This window comes from Streptomyces collinus (assembly GCF_031348265.1).
Classification (GTDB): domain Bacteria; phylum Actinomycetota; class Actinomycetes; order Streptomycetales; family Streptomycetaceae; genus Streptomyces; species Streptomyces collinus.
Genome location: NZ_CP133771.1, coordinates 7,294,825 through 7,320,127, shown reverse-complemented (window position 1 = coordinate 7,320,127; position 25,303 = coordinate 7,294,825). Strand labels below are relative to the sequence as shown.

The 25,303-nt window shown below is 71.0% G+C and carries 22 protein-coding genes; 13 read left to right on the top strand and 9 right to left on the bottom strand.

The genetic code is table 11. The features are described from left to right. Positions 1 to 88: 88 nt before the first annotated feature. The 8 genes from RFN52_RS33010 to pssA all read left to right on the top strand — a co-directional run bounded on the left by RFN52_RS33010 (position 89) and on the right by pssA (position 9,108). Complete coding sequence (locus tag RFN52_RS33010) at positions 89 to 898, top strand: TetR family transcriptional regulator (RefSeq protein WP_229856054.1); 810 nt, start codon at positions 89 to 91, stop codon at positions 896 to 898. Between the two features lie 448 nt (positions 899 to 1,346). Further along, on the top strand, positions 1,347 to 2,690 hold the full coding sequence (gene ccrA / locus RFN52_RS33005) for a crotonyl-CoA carboxylase/reductase (protein ID WP_184851795.1): 1,344 nt from the start codon (positions 1,347 to 1,349) through the stop codon (positions 2,688 to 2,690). Between the two features lie 17 nt (positions 2,691 to 2,707). Next, the gene (locus RFN52_RS33000) at positions 2,708 to 4,756 is read left to right on the top strand and encodes an ethylmalonyl-CoA mutase (protein ID WP_184851794.1); all 2,049 of its coding nucleotides are present in this window, start codon (positions 2,708 to 2,710) and stop codon (positions 4,754 to 4,756) included. Continuing rightward, complete coding sequence (locus RFN52_RS32995) at positions 4,753 to 5,712, top strand: HpcH/HpaI aldolase/citrate lyase family protein (RefSeq protein WP_020119114.1); 960 nt, start codon at positions 4,753 to 4,755, stop codon at positions 5,710 to 5,712. The genes RFN52_RS33000 and RFN52_RS32995 overlap by 4 nt, the downstream gene beginning before the upstream one ends. A gap of 5 nt (positions 5,713 to 5,717) precedes the next feature. Next, positions 5,718 to 6,230, top strand: a complete 513-nt coding sequence (locus RFN52_RS32990; RefSeq protein WP_030843910.1) for a MaoC family dehydratase — start codon at positions 5,718 to 5,720, stop codon at positions 6,228 to 6,230. Between the two features lie 2 nt (positions 6,231 to 6,232). Then, positions 6,233 to 7,438 carry an acyl-CoA dehydrogenase family protein gene (locus RFN52_RS32985; RefSeq protein ID WP_184851792.1) on the top strand — a complete coding sequence of 402 codons (1,206 nt, stop codon included), beginning with the start codon at positions 6,233 to 6,235 and terminating at the stop codon, positions 7,436 to 7,438. Between the two features lie 172 nt (positions 7,439 to 7,610). Next, a complete protein-coding gene (locus RFN52_RS32980; protein WP_161363078.1) occupies positions 7,611 to 8,267 on the top strand; it encodes a phosphatidylserine decarboxylase in 657 nt (218 codons plus the stop codon). Positions 8,268 to 8,325: 58 nt separating this feature from the next. After that, the gene (pssA, locus tag RFN52_RS32975) at positions 8,326 to 9,108 is read left to right on the top strand and encodes a CDP-diacylglycerol--serine O-phosphatidyltransferase (protein ID WP_037667928.1); all 783 of its coding nucleotides are present in this window, start codon (positions 8,326 to 8,328) and stop codon (positions 9,106 to 9,108) included. A gap of 78 nt (positions 9,109 to 9,186) precedes the next feature. Here pssA and RFN52_RS32970 read toward each other — a convergent pair whose 3' ends face one another. Continuing rightward, positions 9,187 to 10,305 carry a glycerate kinase gene (locus RFN52_RS32970; protein WP_184854116.1) on the bottom strand — a complete coding sequence of 373 codons (1,119 nt, stop codon included), beginning with the start codon at positions 10,303 to 10,305 and terminating at the stop codon, positions 9,187 to 9,189. A gap of 209 nt (positions 10,306 to 10,514) precedes the next feature. Here RFN52_RS32970 and RFN52_RS32965 point away from each other — a divergent pair, with 209 nt between their 5' ends. From RFN52_RS32965 to RFN52_RS32955, 3 genes are all read left to right on the top strand, one after another. After that, on the top strand, positions 10,515 to 11,588 hold the full coding sequence (locus tag RFN52_RS32965; protein WP_184851790.1) for an ADP-ribosylglycohydrolase family protein: 1,074 nt from the start codon (positions 10,515 to 10,517) through the stop codon (positions 11,586 to 11,588). 41 nt (positions 11,589 to 11,629) lie between these two features. Further along, on the top strand, positions 11,630 to 12,124 hold the full coding sequence (locus RFN52_RS32960) for an NUDIX domain-containing protein (RefSeq protein ID WP_184851789.1): 495 nt from the start codon (positions 11,630 to 11,632) through the stop codon (positions 12,122 to 12,124). 88 nt (positions 12,125 to 12,212) lie between these two features. After that, positions 12,213 to 12,968: an SIR2 family NAD-dependent protein deacylase gene (locus RFN52_RS32955; RefSeq protein ID WP_184851786.1), complete on the top strand. Its 756-nt coding sequence runs from the start codon at positions 12,213 to 12,215 to the stop codon at positions 12,966 to 12,968. Here the strand turns inward: RFN52_RS32955 and RFN52_RS32950 are convergent. From RFN52_RS32950 to RFN52_RS32940, 3 genes are read right to left on the bottom strand one after another with little or no spacing between them, the layout of a single operon-like run. Further along, entirely contained in the window at positions 12,928 to 13,641 is a 714-nt protein-coding gene (locus RFN52_RS32950; RefSeq protein WP_184851769.1) for a bleomycin resistance protein, read from the bottom strand. The genes RFN52_RS32955 and RFN52_RS32950 overlap by 41 nt on opposite strands. A gap of 49 nt (positions 13,642 to 13,690) precedes the next feature. Further along, positions 13,691 to 14,173, bottom strand: a complete 483-nt coding sequence (locus RFN52_RS32945; protein ID WP_184851767.1) for a methylated-DNA--[protein]-cysteine S-methyltransferase — start codon at positions 14,171 to 14,173, stop codon at positions 13,691 to 13,693. A 10-nt stretch (positions 14,174 to 14,183) separates the two neighbouring features. After that, on the bottom strand, positions 14,184 to 15,665 hold the full coding sequence (locus RFN52_RS32940; RefSeq protein WP_311241110.1) for an AlkA N-terminal domain-containing protein: 1,482 nt from the start codon (positions 15,663 to 15,665) through the stop codon (positions 14,184 to 14,186). 131 nt (positions 15,666 to 15,796) lie between these two features. Between RFN52_RS32940 and RFN52_RS32935 the strand changes: the two genes are divergently transcribed. Further along, positions 15,797 to 16,159 (top strand): ArsR/SmtB family transcription factor, encoded by a 363-nt coding sequence (locus RFN52_RS32935; protein WP_033309205.1) that lies wholly within the window; start codon positions 15,797 to 15,799, stop codon positions 16,157 to 16,159. A 21-nt stretch (positions 16,160 to 16,180) separates the two neighbouring features. Here the strand turns inward: RFN52_RS32935 and RFN52_RS32930 are convergent, their stop codons facing one another. Together RFN52_RS32930 and RFN52_RS32925 are read right to left on the bottom strand one after the other, a co-directional pair. Beyond that, positions 16,181 to 20,077 (bottom strand): glycoside hydrolase family 2 TIM barrel-domain containing protein, encoded by a 3,897-nt coding sequence (locus RFN52_RS32930; protein WP_184851764.1) that lies wholly within the window; start codon positions 20,075 to 20,077, stop codon positions 16,181 to 16,183. A 303-nt stretch (positions 20,078 to 20,380) separates the two neighbouring features. After that, positions 20,381 to 21,211, bottom strand: a complete 831-nt coding sequence (locus tag RFN52_RS32925) for an alpha/beta fold hydrolase (protein ID WP_184851762.1) — start codon at positions 21,209 to 21,211, stop codon at positions 20,381 to 20,383. Between the two features lie 152 nt (positions 21,212 to 21,363). Here RFN52_RS32925 and RFN52_RS32920 point away from each other — a divergent pair, with 152 nt between their 5' ends. Beyond that, positions 21,364 to 23,409 carry a SpoIIE family protein phosphatase gene (locus RFN52_RS32920; RefSeq protein WP_184851760.1) on the top strand — a complete coding sequence of 682 codons (2,046 nt, stop codon included), beginning with the start codon at positions 21,364 to 21,366 and terminating at the stop codon, positions 23,407 to 23,409. Between the two features lie 11 nt (positions 23,410 to 23,420). On the opposite strand, the gene RFN52_RS32915 is transcribed toward RFN52_RS32920, so the two are convergent. From RFN52_RS32915 to RFN52_RS32905, 3 genes are all read right to left on the bottom strand, one after another. Next, a complete protein-coding gene (locus RFN52_RS32915; RefSeq protein WP_184851758.1) occupies positions 23,421 to 23,837 on the bottom strand; it encodes a DUF7144 family membrane protein in 417 nt (138 codons plus the stop codon). A 32-nt stretch (positions 23,838 to 23,869) separates the two neighbouring features. Beyond that, complete coding sequence (locus tag RFN52_RS32910) at positions 23,870 to 24,340, bottom strand: SHOCT domain-containing protein (protein WP_184851755.1); 471 nt, start codon at positions 24,338 to 24,340, stop codon at positions 23,870 to 23,872. A gap of 81 nt (positions 24,341 to 24,421) precedes the next feature. Further along, a complete protein-coding gene (locus tag RFN52_RS32905) occupies positions 24,422 to 25,303 on the bottom strand; it encodes a YhjD/YihY/BrkB family envelope integrity protein (protein ID WP_184851753.1) in 882 nt (293 codons plus the stop codon).

The window sequence follows — 25,303 nt, the reverse complement described above, 5'->3', positions numbered from 1 at the left end:
CGCTGAGTGGGGCGGCCTGCTCGGCCCGGACCGGTTCCACGAACCAGGCCATGCGCAGCGAGCTGCGCACATGCAGTACGTTCAGGGCATGCCCCAGCCCGCCAAGTCCTCACGTACACCAGCCGCGACCGAGGCGCCGGAGAGTGCCGCCGGCTCTCGCGCCGCCGCCCAGCGGCTCAAGATGCGCCGGGAACTGGCGGCCGCCGCGATGGAGCTGTTCGCGACCAAGGGGTACGAGGCGACCACCGTGGACGAGATCGCGGCCCAGGCCGGGGTCGCGCGCCGCACCTTCTTCCGCCACTTCCGCTCGAAGGAAGAGGCGATCTTCCCCGACCACGACGACACCCTGATCCGGGCCGAGGCGGTGCTCAACGCCGCGCCGGCGCACGAGCATCCGCTCGACACGGTGTGCCGTGGCATCAAGGAAGTCATGCGGATGTACGCGGCCCGGCCGGAGATCTCGGTCGCCCGCTACAAGCTGACGCGCGAGGTGCCCACCCTGCGGGAGGCGGAGATCGCGTCGGTGGCCCGCTACGAGCGCCTCTTCACCCGCTACCTCCTCGGCCACTTCGACGAGCGCGCGCACGCCGACGACGCCAACGACGACCCGCTGCTGGCGGAGGTCGCCGCGTCGGCCGTGGTCACCGCCCACAACCACGTGCTGCGGCGCTGGCTGCGCGCGGGCGCCCAGGGGGACGTGGAGGCGCAGCTGGACCACGCTTTCGCGATCGTGCGGAAGACCTTCGGCACGGGCATCGGCGCCGGGCGCTCCACGGACGCACAGCCGGCCGCGGCCACGGCCTCGGCACAGGGCGAGGTGCTGGTGACGGTCGCCCGCACCGACGCGCCGCTGGACGAGGTCATGCGGACGATCGAGCAGGCTCTGAAGGAGCGCTGAGCGACACTTTCGAGGGGCACGAAACGGCCCTTTCAAGGGGCACGGCGCGGCCCCCGAGGGGCCCGGAGCGCCTCACGCCGGTGTGATGACGGCCACCCCACGGGGTGGCCGTTTTGGCATGTCAGGGGCCGTTTTGCAGGCCCCTGGAGAGCCCGTTCGATCGATCATCGCTCATTTGTTACGTAAAGATTTCATCTGAGATCAAGTTCTGGCACTCAGTGCCTTGCGGGGTGACACGCGGTGTCATACGTTGAAGAGGTCCGGACGACGTCCCGGCAAGCTCACCCGCTTGCCCGCCCGGGCGCCTGCGTCACAGGCAACCTCCCGCGCCACCCAGCGCTGCCGATCAGCACCACCGCCGAACCGACGGCACACCCTCAACCCTCAGCAGCACCGACGTAACCATCGGCGCCCCTCCCTCAGGGCGCTCACCGCCGGAGGCAACACCGTGACCGTTAAGGACATCCTGGCCGCGATCCAGTCGCCCGACTCCACGTCGGAGGACTTCGCCGCCCTCCAGATCCCCGAGTCGTACCGCGCGATCACCGTGCACAAGGACGAGACGGAGATGTTCGCCGGACTCGCCACACGCGACAAGGACCCCCGCAAGTCGATCCACCTGGACGAGGTGCCGCTGCCCGAGCTCGGCCCGGGCGAGGCGCTGGTGGCCGTCATGGCCTCCTCGGTCAACTACAACTCGGTGTGGACGTCGATCTTCGAGCCGCTGTCCACCTTCGGCTTCCTGGAGCGCTACGGCCGCACCAACGAGCTGGCCAAGCGCCACGACCTGCCGTACCACATCATCGGCTCCGACCTGGCGGGCGTCGTCCTGCGCACCGGCCCGGGCGTCAACGCCTGGCGGCCCGGCGACGAGGTCGTCGCGCACTGCCTCTCCGTCGAGCTGGAGTCCAGCGACGGCCACAACGACACGATGCTCGACCCCGAGCAGCGCATCTGGGGCTTCGAGACCAACTTCGGCGGCCTCGCCGAGATCGCCCTGGTCAAGTCCAACCAGCTGATGCCGAAGCCCGACCACCTCAGCTGGGAGGAGGCCGCCGCCCCCGGCCTGGTCAACTCCACCGCCTACCGGCAGCTGGTCTCCCGCAACGGCGCCGGCATGAAGCAGGGCGACAACGTCCTGATCTGGGGCGCGAGCGGCGGGCTCGGCTCCTACGCCACCCAGTTCGCGCTGGCCGGCGGCGCCAACCCGATCTGTGTCGTCTCCAGCGAGCAGAAGGCGGACATCTGCCGCGCGATGGGCGCCGAGGCGATCATCGACCGCAGCGCCGAGGGCTACAAGTTCTGGAAGGACGAGACCACCCAGGACCCGAAGGAGTGGAAGCGCTTCGGCAAGCGCATCCGCGAGTTCACCGGCGGCGAGGACATCGACATCGTCTTCGAGCACCCCGGCCGCGAGACCTTCGGCGCGAGCGTCTACGTCACCCGCAAGGGCGGCACCATCACCACCTGCGCCTCGACCTCGGGCTACATGCACGAGTACGACAACCGCTACCTGTGGATGTCGCTGAAGCGGATCATCGGCTCGCACTTCGCCAACTACCGCGAGGCCTGGGAGGCCAACCGGCTCATCGCGAAGGGCAAGATCCACCCGACCCTGTCGAAGGTGTACTCCCTGGAGGACACCGGCCAGGCCGCCTACGACGTGCACCGCAACCTGCACCAGGGCAAGGTCGGCGTGCTGTGCATGGCCCCCGAGGAGGGCCTGGGCGTGCGCGACCACGAGAAGCGCGCCAAGCACATCGACGCCATCAACCGCTTCCGGAACATCTGAGACAGCCGAGGTCATCAATGACTGAGCGTCAGCCCGCCGAAGGCGTGCGGGAGAAGGACCGGCCGTGGCTCATGCGCACGTACGCCGGTCACTCCACGGCCGAGGCGTCCAACGAGCTGTACCGGCGCAACCTCGCCAAGGGCCAGACGGGTCTGTCGGTGGCGTTCGACCTGCCGACGCAGACCGGCTACGACTCCGACCACATCCTCGCCCGCGGCGAGGTCGGCCGGGTCGGCGTGCCGATCGCGCACGTCGGTGACATGCGCCGGCTGTTCCAGGACATCCCCCTGGAGCAGATGAACACCTCGATGACGATCAACGCCACCGCCATGTGGCTGCTGGCGCTCTACCAGGTCGTCGCCGAGGAGCAGGGCGCGGACATCACCAAGCTCCAGGGCACGACCCAGAACGACATCGTCAAGGAGTACCTGTCCCGCGGGACGCACGTCTTCCCGCCGGGGCCGAGCCTCCGTCTGACGACGGACATGATCGCGTACACGGTCTCCCACATCCCGAAGTGGAACCCGATCAACATCTGCAGCTACCACCTGCAGGAGGCGGGCGCCACGCCGGTCCAGGAGATCGCGTACGCGATGTCCACCGCGATCGCCGTCCTCGACGCCGTGCGCGACTCCGGCCAGGTGCCGCAGGAGCGCATGGGCGATGTCGTCGCGCGCATCTCGTTCTTCGTGAACGCGGGCGTCCGCTTCGTCGAGGAGATGTGCAAGATGCGGGCGTTCGGCCGCATCTGGGACCGCATCACCCGTGAGCGGTACGGCATCGAGAACGCCAAGCAGCGCCGCTTCCGCTACGGCGTCCAGGTGAACTCCCTGGGTCTGACGGAGGCGCAGCCGGAGAACAACGTCCAGCGGATCGTGCTGGAGATGCTGGCCGTCACCCTCTCCAAGGACGCCCGCGCGCGTGCCGTGCAGCTCCCCGCCTGGAACGAGGCCCTGGGCCTCCCCCGCCCCTGGGACCAGCAGTGGTCGCTGCGCATCCAGCAGGTGCTGGCGTACGAGAGCGACCTGCTGGAGTACGAGGACATCTTCGAGGGCTCGAAGGTGATCGAGGCGAAGGTGGAACGGCTGGTCGAGGAGTCGTTCGCCGAGATCGACCGCATCCAGGAGATGGGCGGCGCGATGGCGGCCGTCGAGTCCGGCTACCTCAAGTCGCAGCTGGTCTCCTCGCACGCCGAGCGCCGGGGCCGGATCGAGTCCGGCCAGGAGAAGATCATCGGCGTCAACATCTTCGAGGGCACCGAGCCGAACCCGCTGACCGCCGACCTGGACACCGCGATCCAGACGGTGGACCCGGCGGTCGAGGCCCGGGTCATCGCCGGGCTCCAGCAGTGGCGCGACAGCCGCTACCAGCCGCCGTTCAACCACCCGCGGCCCTGCAAGGCCCTGGAGCGGCTGAAGGAGGCCGCGCGCGGCAACGAGAACCTCATGGAGGCCACCCTGGAGTGCGCCCGGGCCGGGGCGACGACCGGCGAGTGGGCCGGGGCCCTGCGCGAGGTGTTCGGCGAGTTCCGGGCGCCCACGGGCGTCTCTTCGGCGCCGGTGGCCGTTCCGGTCGAGGAGGGCAGCGCGCTCGCCGTGGTCCGCCGCAAGGTCGACCTCACGGCCAAGGACCTGAACGTGGGCAAGCTGCGCTTCCTGGTCGGCAAGCCGGGCCTGGACGGGCACTCCAACGGCGCCGAGCAGATCGCGGTCCGCGCGCGCGACGCCGGCTTCGAGGTGGTCTACCAGGGCATTCGGCTGACGCCCGAGCAGATCGTGGACGCGGCCCTCGCCGAGGACGTGCACGCGGTCGGCCTGTCCATCCTGTCCGGCTCGCACGCCCAATTGGTGCCGGACGTCCTCGAACGGCTCCGTGTGGCCGGTGCCACAGATATACCGGTGATCGCCGGTGGCATCATCCCGAACGGTGATGCCGAGCAGCTCAGGGCAGCCGGAGTGGCCGCGGTCTTCACCCCGAAGGACTTCGACATCACCGGAATCATCGGCCGCATCGTCGACGAGATCCGGAAAGCGAACAAGCTCGACCCCCTGGAGGTCCCCGCATGACCGTCAACCGTCTGCGTCCCCGCCGCTCGTGTCTCGCGGTGCCGGGAAGCAATCCCCGCTTCCTGGAGAAGGCGCAGGGCCTCCCGGCGGACCAGGTCTTCCTCGACCTGGAGGACGCGTGCGCCCCGCTCGCCAAGCCCGAGGCGCGGCACACCATCGTGAAGTTCCTGAACGAGGGCGACTGGACGGGCAAGACGCGGGTCGTGCGCGTCAACGACTGGACCACGGAGTGGACGTACCGCGACGTCGTCACGGTCGTCGAGGGTGCCGGCCAGAACCTCGACTGCATCATGCTGCCGAAGGTGCAGACGGCCGAGCAGATCGTCGCTCTCGACCTCCTCCTCACCCAGATCGAGAAGACGATGGGCTTCGAGGTCGGCAAGATCGGCATCGAGGCGCAGATCGAGAACGCCCAGGGCCTGAACAACGTCAACGAGATCGCGACGGCCTCCCAGCGCGTCGAGACGATCATCTTCGGCCCGGCCGACTTCATGGCGTCGATCAACATGAAGTCGCTGGTCGTGGGCGAGCAGCCGCCCGGCTACCCGGCGGACGCCTACCACTACATCCTGATGAAGATCCTGATGGCCGCCCGCGCCAACAACCTCCAGGCGATCGACGGCCCCTACCTCCAGATCCGCAACATCGACGGCTACCGCGAGGTCGCCCAGCGCGCCGCCGCGCTCGGCTTCGACGGCAAGTGGGTGCTGCACCCGGGCCAGGTCGAGGCGTCCAACGAGATCTTCTCGCCGTCGCAGGAGGACTACGACCACGCCGAGCTGATCCTGGACGCGTACGACTACTACACGTCCGAGGCGGGCGGCAAGAAGGGCTCGGCGATGCTCGGCGACGAGATGATCGACGAGGCCAGCCGCAAGATGGCCCTGGTCATCTCCGGCAAGGGCCGCGCCGCCGGCATGCAGCGCACCAGCAAGTTCGAGATCCCGGAGGGCTGAGCGCGATGCAGTTCGGACGCACCTACGAGGAGTTCGAGGTCGGGGCGACGTACAAGCACTGGCCGGGCAAGACGGTCACGGAGTACGACGACCACCTGTTCTGTCTCCTCACCATGAACCACCACCCGCTCCACATGGACACCAACTATGCGGAGAAGACGACGGACTTCGGCAAGAACGTCGTCGTCGGCAACTACATCTACTCGCTGCTGCTCGGCATGAGCGTGCCGGACATCTCCGGCAAGGCGATCGCCAACCTGGAGATCGAGTCGCTCAAGCACGTGGCGCCGACCTTCCACGGCGACACGATCTACGGCCAGACGACCGTGCTCGACAAGTGGCCGTCCAAGTCGAAGAACGACCGCGGCATCGTCTACGTCGAGACCAAGGGCTACAAGCAGGACGGCACGCTGGTCTGCGTGTTCCGCCGCAAGGTGATGGTGCCGACCGAGACGTACATCAAGGAGCGCGGCGGCGAGCAGCCCGGCCGCCCGGAGCTGCGAGAGCAGGAGAAGTAGTCATGGCGCGACTCGCCCAGACCGCCGGTCTGACGGACATCCAGCAGGAGATCCTGTCCACCGTCCGGGACTTCGTGGACAAGGAGATCATTCCGGTCGCCACGGAGCTGGAGCACCGCGACGAGTACCCGCAGCAGATCGTCGACGGACTGAAGGAGTTGGGCCTGTTCGGCCTGATGATCCCCGAGGAGTACGGGGGTCTGGGCGAGTCGCTCCTGACCTACGCGCTGTGCGTGGAGGAGATCGCCCGCGGGTGGATGTCGGTGTCCGGCATCATCAACACGCACTTCATCGTGGCGTACATGCTCAAGCAGCACGGCACGCAGGAGCAGAAGGACCACTTCCTGCCGAGGATGGCGGCCGGCGACATCCGGGGCGCCTTCTCGATGTCGGAGCCGGCGCTCGGCTCCGACGTGTCGGCGATCTCGTCGAAGGCGGTGAAGGACGGCGAGGAGTACGTCCTCAACGGCCAGAAGATGTGGCTGACGAACGGTGGAACGTCGTCTCTGGTGGCCGTTCTGGTCAAGAGTGACGAAGGTCACCCCGAGGGTACCGCGCCCCACAAGTCGATGACGACCTTCCTCGTCGAGAAGGAGCCCGGTTTCGGCGAGGTCCGGCCCGGCCTCACGATCCCCGGCAAGATCGACAAGATGGGGTACAAGGGGGTCGACACCACCGAGCTCATCATGGATGGCCTGCGGATTCCTGCGGATCGGGTGCTCGGCGGGGTCACCGGCCGTGGTTTCTACCAGATGATGGACGGCGTGGAGGTCGGCCGCGTCAACGTGGCGGCGCGTGGCTGCGGCGTCGCTCAGCGTGCGTTCGAACTGGGGGTCCAGTACGCGCAGCAGCGTCACACCTTCGGGAAGGCGATCGCCCAGCACCAGGCGATCCAGTTCAAGCTGGCCGAGATGGCTACCAAGGTCGAGGCCGCCCATGCGATGATGGTGAACGCAGCACGCAAAAAGGACTCCGGGGAGCGAAACGACCTGGAGGCCGGGATGGCGAAGTACCTCGCCTCCGAGTACTGCAAGGAGGTCGTGGAAGATGCCTTCCGTATCCACGGGGGCTACGGCTTCTCCAAGGAGTACGAGATCGAGCGCCTCTACCGCGAGGCTCCGATGCTGCTCATCGGTGAAGGTACCGCCGAGATCCAGAAAATGATCATCGGCAGGCGGCTGCTCGAAGAGTATCGGTTCCAGGGCTAGATGTCCGGATACGGGGTGTTTTCTTGGAGAAGAAGATCACACCCCGTCAACACTCTTCTGCCGCCGACTCGGCTGCCTGGCTTACCCAGTTACGGCCCCGAGCCGCTACGATCGCCGGAAAGCCGCCGTCCCCCGTCAGAGTGCGGCATCATCTCCGCTACGAAGGTCATCCATGCCCCACAGCCAAACCTCTGCATCTCGCGACAGCCGGGCCGGCGTACGCCTCGCGCGCGGAGCATCGCCGTGGCTCCTTCCGACCGTCGCCACCGCAGCCCTCAGCCTGGCCCGGGCCCGCCGCTCCGGCGCGGCCAAGGCCGTCGCCGTTCCCGCCACCGCGCTCGCGGCGGGAATGCTGTGGTTCTTCCGCGACCCCGAGCGCGAGATCACCCAGGGCCGGGTCATCTCGCCCGCCGACGGTGTGGTGCAGAGCATCATGCCGTGGAAGGACGGCCGCACCCGCGTCGCGATCTTCATGAGCCCGCTCAACGTCCACGTCAACCGCGCGCCGCTGGCCGGCACGGTGACGTCGGTCGAGCACATCCCCGGTGGCTTCGTTCCCGCCTTCAACAAGGAGAGCGAGAACAACGAGCGGGTCGTCTGGCACTTCGACACCGAGCTCGGCGACATCGAGATGATCCAGATCGCCGGCGCGGTCGCCCGCCGCATCGTCCCCTACCTGCCCCAGGGCACCAAGGTGGAGCAGGGCGAGCGGATCGGCCTGATCCGCTTCGGCTCGCGTGTCGACCTGTACCTGCCCGAGGGCGTGGAGGTCGCGGTCGAGGTCGGTCAGAAGACGGTGGCTGGGGTGACTCGCATTGACCGTGATTGATCCCGATACCAAGGCCGGCTGGGTCCCGGAGGCCGACGAGGTCGACGAGGAAGAGGAGATGCCCCTCTCCCTCCGCCTGTCGATAGCGGACACCCTGACCCTCGGCAACGCCACGTGCGGCTTCATGGCGGTGTACTTCACCACCACCGGCATCCTGATCCCGCACCTCACGGGCAGCCAGGAGACCGGCATGGCCCGCCACAGCGCGGCCACGGCGGTCATCCTCATGCTCTGCGCGGCGGTCTTCGACCTCTTCGACGGCCTGGTGGCGCGCAAGCTGCGCTCCTCCCCCATGGGCGCCGAGCTGGACAACCTGTCCGACCTGATCAGCTTCGGCCTGGCACCGGCGTACTTCGTCCTCGTCTACGGCATGGTCGCGAACGACGCCCACCAGCGGGTGGCGGCGGTCGGGGCGATCGTGGTGCTGCTGGCGGTGGTGCTGCGGCTCGCGCGGTTCTCGTGCGTGACGGTGAAGGACGGCACGTTCCAGGGCATGCCCTCGCCGTTCGGTGCGCTGACGGTGGTCGCGATCGTGCTGCTGGAGCTGCCGTTCGAGGCCACGCTGCTGGCCATCGTGGGGACGGCGTGGCTGATGGTGAGCCGGGTCGAGTACCCGAAGCCGCGCGGCTGGCTCGCGGTGGCGATGCTGATCTGGATCGTCCTGTCCATGGGTCTGCTGGCGGCCTGGGCCTTCGGCGCGCCGGGCGGTCAGCTCCTCCTGCAGACGGGGTGCGCGCTCCAGCTGGTCACGGGAGCGGTGATTCCGCTGTTCGCCACGGCTCGCCGGGTGAACAACTTCCGCGACAACCGCCGCGAGGCACGGGCGGCGCAGCTTCCGTAGCGACCGTACGACGATGAAAGGCCCCGAGCTGAGAGCTCGGGGCCTTCTTCGTGTCTGCGGCGGCGGGATCCGCCCGGGTCAGGTCAGGAAGTCCCTGGCGATGCGTTCCGCGACCCGTTCCAGGATCGGGCCCGCCTCGGCGATGCACTTCGCCACGTCCGGCTCGGCGTCCGTCAGGGGGTAGGCCCGGCGGAAACCTGCGCGGCCCAGGGTCTGGGGCGGCAGGGCGAGGCGTCCGCAGACCGCCACGACGTCCTTGTCCGCGGCGCGGGCCGCGGCGGCGACACCCGCCGGGGCCTTGCCGTGCAGGGTCTGCTCGTCGAGGGAGCCCTCGCCGGTGATGACCAGGTCCGCGCGGTCCAGGGCGGGTGCGAAGCCCAGGACGTCGAGCATGACCTCGATGCCGGGGCGGAACCGGGCGCCGAGCAGCAGGGCGCCGTAGCCGATGCCGCCCGCCGCTCCCGCGCCCGGCGACGCCGCGTACTCGGCGGCCTTCGCACCGGCCGGCCCCTGGAGCACCTTCGCGAAGTGCGCGAGGGCGCTGTCCAGGGCCGCCACGTCCTCGGGCGAGGCGCCCTTCTGCGGGCCGTAGACCGCGGGTGCGCCCTTCGGGCCGGTCAGCGGGTTGTCGACGTCGCTCGCGAGCACCAGCTCGATCTCCGCCAGGCGCGGGTCGAGTCCCGACAGGTCGGCGGTGGCCAGCTCGGCGAGTCCGCCGCCGCCCGGTGGCACCGGCTCCCCTGCGGCGTCCAGGAACCGGGCGCCCAGCGCCGACAGCATCCCTGCGCCGCCATCGGTGGTGGCGCTGCCGCCGACTCCGAAGACGATCGTGCGGGCGCCCGCGTCCAGCGCGGCCCGCAGCAGCTCGCCGGAGCCGTACGTGGACGCCGTGAGCGGGGCGAAGACCCCGGCGGGCAGCCGCTGCAGCCCGCTCGCCTCGGCCATCTCCACGACCGCGGTTCCCTCGCGCAGCGCGAACGCCGCCGTCACCTCGTCGCCGAGGGGGCCGGCGACCCGGACCTCCCGGCGCTGGAACCCGGCCGCGACCGCCGCGGCCACGGTCCCGTCGCCGCCGTCGGCCACCGGAAGCGCCTCGACCTCCAGGTCCGGCAGGACCCGGCGCAGCCCGGCCGTGATCCGCTCGGCGACCTCCACGGCCGTCAGCGACCCCTTGAACTTGTCCGCGGCGACGAGCACCCGCTGTGCCTTCCGGGTGTCGCTCACTGCAGCGTCCGCCACTTGCACTCCCCTTGCTCTCCGGGCCCTCACGCACGTCAAGGCCAGTCGCGCCGCTGTGACCTTAACCGGCGGAGCCGCCGCCCGTCAGCCTGTGCCCACCCCCTGGACCGACGTCCGTCGGGGGCGCGGGGCCGCAAGCGCCGCCCGGAAACGGGTAGACCTCAATCATGACCCTCGTCGACACCGGAACGGCGCTCTCCGACCGCATCCTCGGCGGCTGGCAGGGCCGCATCGCGGGCAACATGCTCGGCAAACCGGTCGAGCAGGGCGAGGTGTGGACCCGCGACCGCATCGACCGGTACCTCAGACAGGCCGGCGCTCTCCCCCTCACCGACTACCTGCCCGAGCCGATCAGCGAGCACGAGGGCTTCGAGCTGCGGCCGGAATGGCGCCAGTGCGTCCGCGGCCGCATCCATGGCAGCTGCCGTGACGACGACGTCGACTACGCGATCCTCGGCCTCGACCTGCTGGAGACCCACGGCTTCGGCTTCAGCACCGAGCAGGTCGGGGACCTGTGGCTGCTGCGGCTGCCGCTTCTGCAGACGTTCACCGCCGAGCGAGCCGCGTACCGCAACCTCGCCAACGGGCTGAAGCCGCCGCTGACGGCGACGTACGACAACCCCTACCAGGAGTGGATCGGCGCCCTCATCCGCGCGGACATCTTCGGCTGGACCTGCCCGGGCGTCCCGCGCCGCGCGGCCCAGCTCGCCCGGCGGGACGCGGTGCTGTCGCACACCGGGAACGGGGTCTACGGGGCGATGTGGGCGGCGGCGCTGATCGCGGCGGCGTTCACCTCGCTCACCGTGCGGCACGCCGTCGACGAGGCCCTGGCCGTGATCCCGGCGAGCAGCCGCCTCGCCCGCACGGTACGCCGGGTGGTCTCCCTGCACGACACCCGGATGTCCTGGGAGGACACGCTCACCACAGTCGCCGAAGAGACCAGCGGCATGGGGTGGATCCACACCGTCCCGAACGCGGCCGTCCTCACCGCCGGTCTGCTCTACGGGGACGGTGACTTCACCCGCACCATCGCCCTGACCGTCCGCGGGGGCCTGGACACCGACTCCAACGGCGCGACGGCGGGTTCGGTGGCCGGTGTGTTCGGCGGGGCGAGGGCCATCCCCGGCCAGTGGACGGCCCCGCTGGAGGACACGGTCCGCAGCGCGGTGTTCGGCTTCGACGGGGTGCGGATCAGCGAACTGGCGGAACGGACGCTGCGGCTGGCGGAGCCCGCGGCCTGACCGCCGGAGATGAGGCGGGACGCGGTCGTTACCCTGCACCGATGACCTCCTCTCCTGACTACGCCGCCTACATCGCCTCCCTGCCCCGCGTCCTGGCCGGTGCCGCCGTGCTGTTCCGGGACGGCGAGGGCCGTGTGCTGCTCGTCGAGCCCAGCTACCGGGAGGGCTGGGTGCTGCCCGGCGGAACCGTCGAGTCCGACGACGGCGAGACCCCGCGGCAGGGTGCGCGGCGCGAGACGGCCGAGGAGATCGGCCTGGACCGGGAGCCCGGACGGCTGCTGGCGGTGGACTGGGTGCACGGCACGGGCCGCCCGCCGGTGGTGGCGTACCTGTACGACGGCGGGGTGCTGGGCGAGGACGAGTTCAAGGCGATCCGCCTCCAGGAGGAGGAGCTGCTGTCCTGGCGGCTGGTTCCGCGCGATGAGCTGAGCGGGTATCTGCGGGGCGCCCTCGGCGGCCGTGTCCTGGCCGCCCTCGACGTCCTGGCGGACGGGTCGGGCACGGCGGAGCTGGAGGACGGCCGCCGGGTGTTCTGACCGGCCCCGGCCGCTCCCCCCTCACCCCTCGGGGTTCGGTCGGATATCCGTTCGCTGCCGCCCCATGGCCCCGCCTACCCTCGGTGCCATGGCCAAGCCCCTCGTCGCCCTGCTCACCGGTGCCGGCATCAGCACGGACTCGGGCATCCCGGACTACCGCGGGCCGAACGGGCTGTGGCGCCGGGATCCCGAGGCCGAGAAGCTCGTCACGTACGAGTACTACATGGGCGATGCCGAGATCCGCCGCCGCTCCTGGCTGATGCGGCGCGAGACGGGGGCGCTGCGGGCCGAGCCCAACGCCGCGCACCGGGCGGTGGCGGAGCTGGAGCGGTCCGGGGTGCCGGTGCGGGTGATCACGCAGAACGTGGACGGGCTGCACCAGCTCGCCGGGATGCCGGCCCGCAAGGTGCTCGAACTGCACGGCTCGGCGCGGAGTTTCGTCTGCACGGGCTGCCACGCCCGGGGCCCGATGGCCGACGCGCTGGCCCGGGTGGAGGCCGGTGAGAAGGACCCGCCGTGCCTGGAGTGCGGCGGGATCCTGAAGCCGGCGACGGTGATGTTCGGCGAGCGGCTCGACCCCGTCGTCCTCGGCCAGGCGGCCGCCGTCAGCAAGGGGTGCCAGATCTTCGTCGCCGTCGGCACGAGCCTCCAGGTGCAGCCGGCGGCCGGCCTGGCCGGTGTCGCCGCCGACCACGGTGCCCGGCTGATCATCGTCAACGCCGAGCCGACGCCGTACGACGACCGTGCCGACGAGATCGTCCGCGATCCCATCGGCACGGCGCTGCCGGAGCTGCTGCGTGGCCTCACGGCCGCAGCGAGCCCCGCAGGTCCGCCAGGCGGGTGAGCGCGTCGCGGCCCTGCTCGCGCTCGGCCGCGGTGAGGTCGAGCGCGGCGGCCCTGGCGAGGGCGGTGGCGGTCGCCTCCTCGTCGTCGAGCCGTGCCGCGACGTCCGCGCGCAGGACGAGGAGCTGAAGCAGCTGGACGCGCGTCGGTGTCTCGTCCGTCAGGCCCAGCACCCGGTCGACGACCTTGGCGGCGCCCGCCGGGTCCCCCTTGGAGTCCGCCAGGAGGGACGCGAAGTGCAGGGCCCGCGCGAACGTCTCCTCGGGGGCGGGCCCGTGGTGCCGCTCCCCGCCGGTGCGCTGCCCGACGCGGACGCAGTTGCCCCCGGGGTCGGTCACGAGGAACTGCCGCACGCCGTACGCCATGTCCTTGAGCGGCCCGACCCGCGGGAGCCCCCGGGTGGGGATCCTGCCGTACGTCTTCCTGAGCCCGGCCCGGAACGCCCGGTAGAGGCCGTCGACGTCGTCGGTCAGGACGTAGCAGGTGCTGAACGACGCGGCCGGCTCGTACTGCTTCATGGCGAAGAACTGCAGCTCGATGCCGCCGCGTTCCACGACCGCGTACGGGTTGGGGCTGCGCTGCTGGTACGTCACCTCGAATCCGAGGGCGGTGTAGAAGTCCAGGACGGGCTGGAGGGTCCGGCAGGGCAGGATCGGGATCGTCTTCTCCGGCATGACGCCATTCTAGTCAAATTTGACGAGCCGTGGGAGGCGGGTCGCGGCGTCAGAAGAGTGAGGCTCCGCGTTCGAAGTCCAGCAGGCGCTGCTTGCGCTCCAGGCCGCCGCCGTACCCCGTCAGGCCCCCGTTCGCCCCGATCACCCGATGGCACGGCACGATGATGCCGATGGGATTGCGGCCGTTGGCGAGGCCGACCGCGCGGGAGGCGGTGGGGGTTCCGAGGATGCCGGCCAGCTGGCCGTAGGTACGGGTCTCGCCGTACGGGATGCGGCGCAGCGCGTCCCAGACGGTGCGCTGGAACGGGGTGCCATGCATGCGCAGTTCGACCGTGAACTCCTCCAGGTCGCCCGCGAAGTAGGCCTTCAGCTGCTCCTCCGCCTCGGCGAAGAGGGTGTCGTCGCGGGTGCCGAAGGTCTCCTCGGGCGGCCGGTGGCGCTGTTCGGTCATGTACAGGCCGCACAGGACACCGTCGTCGGCGACGAGGGTGAGAGGGCCGTACGGGCTGTCGGTCACGGTGTGCTGCTTCATCTTGACGTCCCTATACCGGAAGGAAGTTGATCGGGTGGCTGTCGGTCGCCCACAGGTACTGGACCGCGTAGGCCCGCCAGGGGCGCCAGGCCCCGGCGCGTGCGGTGAGCGCGGCGGGAGTGGACGGCAGACCCAGTTCCCGGGCCGCGCGGCGGATGCCGAGGTCGGTGGGGAGGAAGGCGTCCGGGTCGCCGAGCGCGCGCATGGCGATGACGTCCACCGTCCAGGGGCCGAAGCCGGGCAGGGCGAGGAGCCGCTCGCGGGTGCGGGGCCAGTCGCTCTCCACTCCGAGGTGGAGGTCGCCGTCGGCGAGGGCCCGGACCAGGGTGGTGAAGGTCGTGCGGCGGGTGCGCGGCATCGCCAGCGTCCCGGGGTCGAGCGCCGCGAGGGCCTCTGGGGCCGGGAAGAGGTGGGTGAGGCCTCCCTCGGGGTCCTCGACCGGGTCACCGTACGCGGTGACCAGACGGGCCGCGTGGGTGCGGGCGGCGGCGGTGGAGACCTGCTGGCCGAGCACGGCCCGGACGGCGAACTCGGCCTCGTCGACCGTGCGTGGCACGCGCCGGCCGGGCGCCTTGTCGACCAGGGGCGCGAGGACCGGATCCGTGCGGAGCTGGTCGTCGATGGCGACGGGGTCGGCGTCCAGGTCGAGCAGGCGGCGGCAGCGGCTGATGGCGACGGTCAGATCGCGCAGGTCGCTGAGGGTGAGGCAGCAGGCGATGTGGTCCGGGTTGGGGGTGAGGGCCACGATGCCGTGACCGTACGGGAGGCGCAGCGTGCGGCGGTAGGAGCCGTCGCGCCACTCCTCCACGCCGGGTACGGCCGTCGCGGCGAGGTGGCCGAAGAGGTTGTCGGGGTTGAGCGGGGCGCGGAACGGCAGGCGCAGGGACAGCGCCCCGGGTGTGCTCGTGCCCTGCCGCTTCGGGGCGCGGGCGCGCAGCTCGCTCGGGGCCAGGGCGAAGACCTCGCGGACCGTGTCGTTGAAGGTCCGGATCGAGGCGAAGCCCGCGGCGAAGGCGATCTGCGCCATGGGCAGGGCGGTCGTCTCGATGAGCAGCCGGGCCGTCTGGGCGCGCTGCGCGCGGGCGAGCGCGAGCGGGCCCGCGCCCAGCTCCGCGAGGAGCTGCCGCTCGACCTGCCGGGTGCTGTAGCCGAGCCGGCCGGCGAGGCCGGGCACGCCCTCGCGGTCCACGACCCCGTCGGCGATCAGCCGCATGGCGCGGGCCACCAGGTCGGCGCGCTGGTTCCACTCCGGGGAGCCGGGGCTGGTGTCGGGCCGGCAGCGTTTGCAGGCCCGGAACCCGGCCTGCTGACAGGCCGCCGCGCTCGGGTGGAAGACCATGTTCTGCGGCTTGGGCGGCACCACCGGGCAGCTGGGACGGCAGTAGATGCCGGTGGTCAGGACGGCCGTGAAGAACCAGCCGTCGAAGCGTGCGTCCTTCGACCGGACGGCGCGCACGCAGCGCTCGGTGTCGGTGTGCATCCCCATCTGCATGGGTCCAGCATCCGGCACCGGGCGGTGCGGGGCTGGCGAGAATCCGACATCGACGTGCCCGCCCGGCACCGCCCCACGGGCACAGATGAAGATTCATTCATGTGTTCGCGTGGGGCCGCTAGGATGACGTCATGGGTCATGGAGCCGTCACCCCCGTGCAGGACGCCGGCGAGCGCGTACGCCTGGACGCGGACAACGTCGCGAAGGTCGCCACCACGCTCCAGGCCCTGTCCACGCCCTCCCGGCTGCTGATCCTGGCGCGGCTGCGTGAAGGCCCGCTGCCGGCCACGGAGTTGGCCGCCGAGGTGGGCATGGAGCAGTCGGCCTGCTCGCACCAGCTGCGGCTGCTGCGCAATCTGGGCCTGGTCGTGGGCGAGCGGCGGGGCCGTTCGGTGGTGTACGCGCTGCACGACCACCATGTCGCCGAGCTGCTCGACCAGGCCGTGTATCACGTGGAGCACCTGCGGCTGGGCATCAGCGACGCCGCCGACTGAGGCGGCGCCGCCGACCCCTGGCTACGCGGTGGCGGTGGGCCGTCGCGAGGCCTCCATCGCCTCGCTCACGCGCGTGAGCGGACGCAGCCGGTAGGTGTACGCGTAGTCGCGGCCCGCGAGCAGCTTGAACTCGTCGTGCGTGTGCGCGCCCCAGCTGTTGTCGCCGCCCACGCCCATCTGGCGGTGGTTGAGCCGCAGGACCACCGCGTCCCGGGGGGTGAGCTGGTAGTCGTGGCGGGCGCCGACGGACAGGTCCTCGGGGGTGAAGTGCGAGGCGTTGACCTCCAGCAGCGGCTCACCGGACACGAGCAGTCCGCGGCCCCTGCCGTCGGTCAGCGCCGCCCAGCGGACGTCGGTCTTGTTGCCGTTCTCCTGGGGGCGCAGGTACGGGGTCCACTGCCCGGAGACGGTGCCGGAGTACAGGCCCACGTCGGTGGCGTTGCTGCGGTCCCACATGTTCTCCTCGGGGCCCCGGCCGTAGTAGTGCAGCCGGTCCAGGCCCCGCGGCAGGAACAGCAGGGTGCCGACCTCCGGGATGTACGGCAGGTTCGCCGCCCCCGGGTGCAGGGTGTTGTCGACCTTGATCTCGCCGTTGCCGAAGACCGTGTACGTCGTGCTGTACGTGGACTCCGTGCCGGTGGGCAGCGTGCCGGTGACGGTGACCTCGACGGCCCGGTCGTCCAGGGGCCGCACCCGTACGTCGGTCACCTTCCGCTTCGCTCCGGCGTCGCGCCACGTCTGGTTGCGGGTGTGCTGGCCGTTGCCGCGGTCGTTGTCGGTGGGCGCCCGCCAGAAGTTCGGGACGGGCCCTGAGGTGATGAGCCGGGTGCCGCCCGCCTCGTAGGAGGTGATGGTTCCGGTGCTCTTGTCGACGGTGACGGCGAAGCCCTTGCCCTTCACGGTGACGGTCCTGTCCCCGTCGGTGTGGGTGAGGGCGGGCACGGTACGCAGCGGCGCGGGCTGCACGGCCGGGCTGTCCGCGTCGAGTTCGAGCTGCTGCTTGGCCACCTCGAAGCCGGCCCCGGCCCAGGGGGTGGCTTCCCTGGTGGTGAAGGAGAGCTGGAGGAAGTACTCCGTGCCGGGTTCGGGCTTCGCCGGGAGCCGCACCGGGACCTTGATGTCCTTGCTGCTCAGCGGGGCGACGTTCAGCTGGTCGCGGGTCAGCCGGCCGCGCTGGACGACCTTGCCGTCGGCGACCAGGGACCAACGGCCCTCGAAATCCCTGAGGTTGGTGAACAGGTACTCGTTGGTGAGCGTGACGGCGCCGGGGCCGCCCGCGGCCTGAGCAACGCCGATGGCCTGGTAGATCTGCTTGACCTCGGCGGACTTGCCGGTGAGATTGCGATCGGGCAGGACGATGCCGTCGCCGGCGAAGGCACCGTCGTTGGGGTTGTCGCCCCAGTCGCCGCCGTACGCGTAGAAGGTCTTGTCGCGTGGGCGCTTCTCGGTGAGGCCGGCGGTGGCAGCGTCGAACCAGAAGCGCACGCCCTCGTCGTCGGGCTTGCGGGTGTCCGAGGCCAGTTCGGTGGCGCTCAGGGCGCGGGCGTAGACGCGGGCGCGGCGGATGGTGCCGCTGAACTCCCGGGTCGGGTTGTCGATGTCGGTGGCGAGTGACAGGGACGCGGTGTTGACGCCGGGGCGTCGGGTGGTGGTCCGGGTGCCGCGCACCTGGCCGTCGACGTACAGGGTGAGTGTCCCCGCGTCCGCGTCGAAGACGCCGGCGATGTGGTGCTCCCTGCCGGTCCAGCCGTCGGGCAGGGTCCAGCTCGCGGTGACCCACTGGCCGCCGCCGTGGATGAAGAACTCCAGGTTCTTGTCGGTCTGTTTGAGGGCGTACTGGGTGTCGCCCTTGGCGATGACGGGCTGATGGCCGCCGGTGAAGTCCGGGGTGACCCAGGCCTCCAGGGTCAGGGAGCCGGTGAGGTCGAGGCGGGGGTCGCGGGGGAAGACGGTGCCGCCCGAGACGCCCTTGGCTCGGTCGAAGGTGCCCGCGGGTGCCATGACCTCGCCGCGCAGCGCGCCCGGGCCGGACTCGGTGAGCAGCTTGCGCGTGGGGGTGGGCCAGCTCAGGGCCTGGTCGACGAAGTCCCAGATCCAGCCGCCCTGGAGGACGTCGTAGCGGCGGACGATGTCCCAGTACTTCTTGAAGTTGCCGTTGGAGTTGCCCATGCCGTGGGAGTACTCGATCATCACGTACGGCCGGGTGTCGCTCGTGTCCTTGGCGCGCTGCTCGACCCGTTGGGGGCTGTCGTACATCTCGGAGCGGATGTCGCTGATGCCCGGGCGGTCGTCGCCCTCGTACTGGATGACGCGGGTGGGGTCGTAGGAGCGGATCCAGTCGTGCATGGCGTTGAAGGTGGTGCCGCCGCCCGCCTCGTTGCCGAGGGACCAGATGACCACGGAGGCGTGGTTCTTGTCGCGGTGGACCATGTTCTGGGCGCGGACCACGCAGGCCTCGGTCCACTCGGGGTGGCCGCTTCCCGGGAACCTGTCGCGGATGCCGTGGGTCTCCAGGTTGGTCTCGTCGACGAGGTACAGGCCGTACTCGTCGGCGAGTTCGAGCCACAGCGGGCTGTTGGGGTAGTGCGAGGTGCGGACGCTGTTGATGTTGAGGCGCTTGATGATCCCGATGTCCTCGACCATCTGCGCGCGGGTGAGCGCCGAGCCGGTGACGGGATGCATCTCGTGCCGGTTGGTGCCGCGGAAGGAGACGGGCTGGCCGTTGATGCGCATCAGGCCGTCCTTCAGCGCGAACTCGCGCAGGCCGACCCGGTGCGAGAGGGTCTCGACCACCTTGCCCGCGGGGTCGCGCAGGCGGAGCACGGCGGTGTAGAGGTTGGGGTGCTCGGCCGACCACAGCTTCGGCGCGGGGACGGCTCTGGACGCCTCGACCGTCGCCTCGTCACCGTCGGGGACGTCGGCGGAACGGTTCAGGGGCCGGGGCCAGACCGCGTGGCCACGGGGGTCGTAGAGCTGGGTCTCGACGGTGTAGCGGCCCCCGCCCTTGCCGCCGTAGTCGCGTACGTGCGCGGTGACCTTGAGCTCGGCGGAGGTGTAGTCGTCGCCGAGCGGGGTGTCCAGCTTGAAGTCGCGCAGGTGCACGCTGGGCGTGGAGTACAGGTGGACCGAGCGGAAGATGCCGCTCAGCCGGATCATGTCCTGGTCCTCCAGCCACTCCGCGTCGGAGTAGCGGTACACCTCCACGGCGATCTGGTTGGTGCCCGGCTTGAGGTGGGGGGTGATGTCGTACTCGGCGGAGGTGTAGGAGTCCTCGTGGTAGCCCACCAGCTCGCCGTTGATCCACACGTAGTGGGCGGACTTGACGCCCTCGAAGTGCAGGAAGGTGCGCCGGCCACGCCAGTTGCGGGGCACGGTGAAGGTGCGGCGGTACTGGCCGACGGGGTTGTAGCGGGTCGGGGCGGCCGGCGGCTGGGCCTCCTCGCCGCGGCCGTTGGGACCCCACCAGGGGTAGGTGATGTTGACGTAGATCGGGACGTCGTAGCCGTGCAGCTGCCAGGCCGAGGGCACCGGGATGGTGTCCCAGCCGGAGTCGTCGACGTCGGTGCCGTAGAAGTCCTTGTCCCGGTCGTCGGGGCGGTCCACGTAGGCGAACTTCCAGGTGCCGTCGAGGCTCAGCCGGTACGGCGAACGCTCGCGGTCGCCCTTCAGGGCCTCTCCGAGGTCCGCGTAGGGCATGAGGGTGGTGTGCGGCGCCTCGGTGCCCACCCGGTACACGCTCAGGCCGTCGTTCCACTCGGGCGGACCGTCCGCCGCGGGGCGCCGGCCGGCCGCGTGCGCCGCCGCGGGCGACGCGGACAGGGCGAGCGCGCCGAGCACGGCGGCTCCCCCCTCCAGCAGTCGGCGGCGGCTGACGACCGGCCGGTCGGCGGGAGAAGGGTGCGAGTGGGGGTGCGGCATGACCGTGGCCTTCCTCGGTTCGACAGGGTGCTGCACGGACTGAGGGCATGTCAGATGGGAGCGCCAACGGCCCACCCCTGATGGGTGTTTCTGTTGGGATCCGTGCAACTGACGGTGACGGAGCAACTGCTGAGCAGGCACACCCTAGGACTCGAACACAAACGAAGCAATGATCCCGTCGGACTTTGTGCGGTCCTGATGGTTCCCCGGGGTCAGACGGCCGTCAGGCCGCACGGTCTTCAGCGCATACGGTCCTCAGGCCGCACGGTCCTCAGGCCGCACGGCCCTCAGCGCATACGGTCCTCAGGCCATGAGGAAGGTGAGAAGCTCGCCCGTCAGCCGGGCGGGCGCGTCCAGCGGGACGAGATGACCGGCCTGCGGGACGGGCACCAGCCGGGCTCCCGGGATCAGGCCGGCGAGTTCCTGCCCCCTGGCGAACGGGATCCAGGTGTCCTCGGTGCCCCAGCACACCGTGACGGGCAGGTCGATCGTCGGGTAGAGCGGCTGGATCTCGTCGGTGTAGCGCTGGTCGGCCTGCGCGATCTGCCGGTAGAAGGCCCCCTGGCCCTCCTCCCCCGTCCAGGGCCCGACCAGGGCGTCGAGGGTGGCGGGACGCAGGCCGAGGTGGCTCGCGGAGGAGACGTACTCGCGCACCAGGGCCTCGTGCAGTGCCGCCGGGAGCTGCTCGAAGACCCCGCTGTGCTCCCCGACCAGCCGGAAGAAGGGGGAGCCCCAGGGCTTCAGCGCCACCGGGTCGACCAGCGCGAGCCGCCGGTAGCGGGCCCCGTGCAGCAGATGGGCGCGCAGGGCCACGCACCCCCCGAAGTCGTGCGCGACGACCGCCGGCTCCTGAAGGCCCCAGTGCGCGAGCAGCTCGGCGAAGATCCGGCCCTGGGCGCCGAGTGAGACGTCCTGGCCGGCGTGCATGCCGGAGGAGCCGTACCCCGCCATGTCCCACACGTGCACGCGGTACCCGGCGGCGGCGAGGGCGGGCGCGATCTCGTGCCACACGTACGAGGAGAAGGGCGTCCCGTGCAGCAGCACCACCGGCTCTCCGCCGGGGTCGCCGAGCCGGTCCCAGCGCACGGTCCCCGACCCGGTGACCAGGCTCTCCCGCAGTATCCAGTCCGCCACGATCCCGCTCCCTCCCGTCACGAGCACCCACCCGCGGTTTTTTGTCATTTCGGCGCGACAGTGCCGCTCCTCCGACCGTAATGTGACCTCATCGGACAGCCAGAGCACCAGATCATGGCGGTACCTTTGCCGCGCCGGAAGGAGCGGCTCGCATGAACGGGTATGCGACGTCGGACCGCGACGCCGTCACGGCCGCGCCCGGCGGGCTGCTGGATCTGCTGAAGGTCGCGGCCGTGGTCCTGGACGCGGGCGGGCACATCGCGCTGTGGAGCCCCGAGATCGAGCAACTGCTCGGCTGGACCGCGGCGGAGGCCCTGCGGCAGCGCGCCGACACCCTTCTGGTCTCCCCCGAGAACCGGTCCCGCGGCAGGGAGCTCTTCGCCCAGGTCAGCACGGGGGCCCGGTGGGCCGGTGTCTTCCCGCTGCGGCACCGCGACGGCACGGAACGCGCCGTGGAGTTCCGTACGATGCGCCTCCTCGACCCCGACGGGCAGCCCCACCTGCTGGGACTCGCCACGGACGCGACGACCGTACGGCAGGTGGAGCGCGACCTCGCCCTCTCGCACAGCCTCGTCAACCAGACCCCGCTCGGCATCGCCGTCTTCGACAACGACCTGCGCTGGGTCGGGGTCAATCCCGCTCTGGAGCGGATCAACGGTGTGCCCGAGGAGGCCGTGCTGGGGCGCCGGGTGGGTGAGGTGCTGCCGGATCTGGACGTGGCGGCCATCGAGGCCCGGATGCGGCATGTCCTGGAGACCGGCAGACCCCTGCTCGACCAGCAGACCGTCGGGCGGACGGCGGCGGATCTCCAGGACCGCGCCTACTCGGAGTCGTACCACCGCATCGAGGACACCGACGGCCGGGTGCTCGGGCTGGCGATGGCCGTGCTGGACGTGACCGAGCGCCAGCAGGCCGCGGCGGAGGTCGCGCAGGCGCGCCAGCACCTGTCGGTGATCGCCGACGCGGGCATGAAGATCGGCACCACGCTGGACCTCCAGCAGACCGCCCGGGAGCTGGCCGGCGTGGTCGTGCCGCATCTCGCGGACCTGGCCGCCGTGGACGTCCTGGAGTCGGTCGTGGCCAGCGGCACCATCACGCCCGTGTCGGGCGGAGCCCCGGCCGAGTTCCGGGCGCTGGCCGTCGCGGCCGGCTACCCCACCGACGCCATCCACGCCGCCGACCCGGTGGGCGAGCTGGCCACGTACGGCTCGTCGCGGGTCATCACGCAGTGCGTGCGCAGCGCCCGCCCGGTCCTGATCGAGCGCGTGGACGGCAAGATGCTGCGGCGTCTGGCCCGGGACTCACGGGCCGCCCAGGCCCTGCACGAGGCCGGTGCCCACTCCTACCTGGCGCTGCCGCTGGTGGCCCGGGGCAAGGTGCTCGGCACGCTCTCGCTGTACCGCACGGTCAACGAGCGGCCCTTCGACGACCGGGACCAGGTGCTCGCCTCCGAACTCGCCGCCCGGGCCGCGATCTGCATCGACAACGCCCGCCTCTACGGCCGCGAGCGCGGCACCGCCCTGACCCTTCAGCGCAGCCTGCTGCCCAGCACCCCCGCCGAGCGGGAGGGGCTGGACATCGCCGCCCGCTACCGCCCGGCCCTCAGCGAGGTCGGCGGCGACTGGTACGACGTCCTGCCGCTGGGCCCGGGGCGCACCGGGCTGGTCGTCGGGGACGTCATGGGCAAGGGCGTCCAGGCCGCGGCGATCATGGGACAGCTGAGCACCGCGACGCGGGCGCTGGCGCGGCTGGACCTGCCGCCGGCCGAGCTGCTGCGCCACCTGGACGACATCGCCGGCTCGCTCGGTGACGCGATCGCGACGTGCGTGTACGCGGTGTGCGACCTGGGGCGCGGCACCTGCGAGCTGTCCAGCGCCGGGCATCTGCCGCCGGTGCTCGCCGGGGCGGACGGCAGCGCGAAGCTCCTCGATGTGCCGGGCGGCGTGCCGCTCGGGGTCGGCGGCGTGGAGTTCGGCACGGTGGAGGTCGACCTCGCCCCGGGCTCCCTGCTCGCCCTCTACACGGACGGGCTGGTCGAGAACCGCGCGGAGCCGATCGACACCGGCCTCGACACGCTGACCCGCCTGCTCGGGAACGCGGGGCCCAGCCTGCAGCGCGCGAGCGACAGTCTGCTCAGCGCGCTGAGTCCGGAACCGGACGACGACGTGGCCCTGCTGCTGGTCCGCACGCGGGCCTGAGCCGTGACGGCTCAGGCGTCACCCCTGCGTGGGGTGCACAGGGCCCAGATGATGAACGCGGACATCGCGATCATGACCACGGACCAGACCGGGTAGGCCGGCAGGGAGAGGAAGTTGGCGATGATGACGAGTCCGGCGATGCCCACGCCGGCGACCCGTGCCCAGCCCGACCCCTGGAACAGGCCCATGCTGACGAGAACGGCGACCACGCCCAGGATGAGGTGGATCCAGCCCCAGCCGGTGAGGTCGAACGCGAAGACGTAGTTGGGGGTCGAGACGAAGACCTCGTCCTCGGCGATGGCCGCGATGCCGCGCATCACGGCGAGGATCCCGGCGATCATGAGCATGACGGCCGCGAAGACCATCATGCCGGTGGCCAGGCCGTGCTTCGCCGTCCTGTGTCCGTGCGTAGGGTGTGTGGCGGTCATCTGCTGCCTCGTTTCGGGTGCGTCCGGCGCCGTCAGCGACCGGAGGTGGAGGTGGCGTGCGGCGAGGATGCCGACGGGCCGGACCCGCTCAGGACCAGGTCCTTGGCCTTGCGGAACTCCTCGTCCGTGATGTCACCGCGGGCGCGGATCTCGGACAGCCTGGTCAGTTCGTCGACCCTGCTGGGCCGGTCGTCGCCGCCCCTGGCGGTCTCCCGGATGTAGCTGTCCATGGCCTCCTGCTGCTCACGGGCGTGTGCGATCTCCCTGCGGCCCATGTTCTTGCCTCGGGCGATGACGTAGACGAACACCCCGAGGAAGGGGAGGACGATGCAGAACACCATCCAGCCCGTCTTGGCCCAGCCGCTCAGGGAGTCGTCGCGGAAGATGTCGAAGACGACCCGGAAGAGCAGGACGAACCACATGATCCACAGGAAGAACCACAGCATCGCCCAGAAGGCGCTCAGCAGCGGAAAGTCGTACGCCAGATAGGTCTGCGCACTCATGTCACTCCTCCGTCCCGGGCTCCCCGCCCGGCAGCCGTTTCATGCCGTCCTCAGCGTGCTCGCGGCCCGGACCGGGCCGCCTCACCCGGAGCGGGTGATCGTGCGGCCGCCGCGTGGCAGGCGGCGGGTGCCGAGCGCCCTGCGGTACCAGCCGGACGTGGCCACCGTCTCGCCGAGCGCCAGCCCCGAGACGGCCACCAGGAAGACCGCGATCAGCCACGACAGGAAGGTGAACACCGGCCCCAGCAGGCCGAACTCCTCCAGGCTGCGGTCCATGGCCGCGGGCATCAGCAGGCGGGCCGCCCAGCTGAGCACGACCGTCCCCGTCCCCGCCAGGACCGCTCCCGGCAGCAGCTCGCTCCAGCCGACCCTGGCACTCAGCAGCAGGTGCTGCGACCACCACCACAGCAGCGTCGCCCCCAGCAGGGACAGCACCGCTCCGAGAACCGGGCCCGCGCCGAAGCCGCTGCGTATCGGCGCCTGGAGGAGCAGGTAGACGAGCCAGACCACCAGCCACAGCGGCCAGCGCCAGGCCGCCGCCCGCAGCGGGAGCCGGGGCAGGTTCCAGCACCGCCGGCACACCGCCTGGAGCGCCCGGCTGAAGGCGGTCGCCGAGGCGAGTGTGACGAGCACGCCCACGGCCCCGGCCGTGTTCCCGGCGGGTCCGGTCGCCTCGAAGGCGCGGCGCACCTCCTGCAGCGTGTCGCCCTCGACCCCGACGACCTTCTGCAGTGCGTCGGCCAGCATGTCCTGCACGCCGTCGGGTGCGAACGCCGCCACCGTCATCAGCAGCGGAAGCGCGGCGAGGAAGGCCTGGGCGGCCAGCCGGACCGCCCCTTCCACGATGTTGAGCGCGGCCAGCCTGGGCAGCAGCCGCGCCGCGGGGCCCCACCTCAGGCGCGACGAGATCCGCTCGCCCCTCGACCTGCGGGACGGTGGAGTCGGGGCCGAGGTGCCGGACAT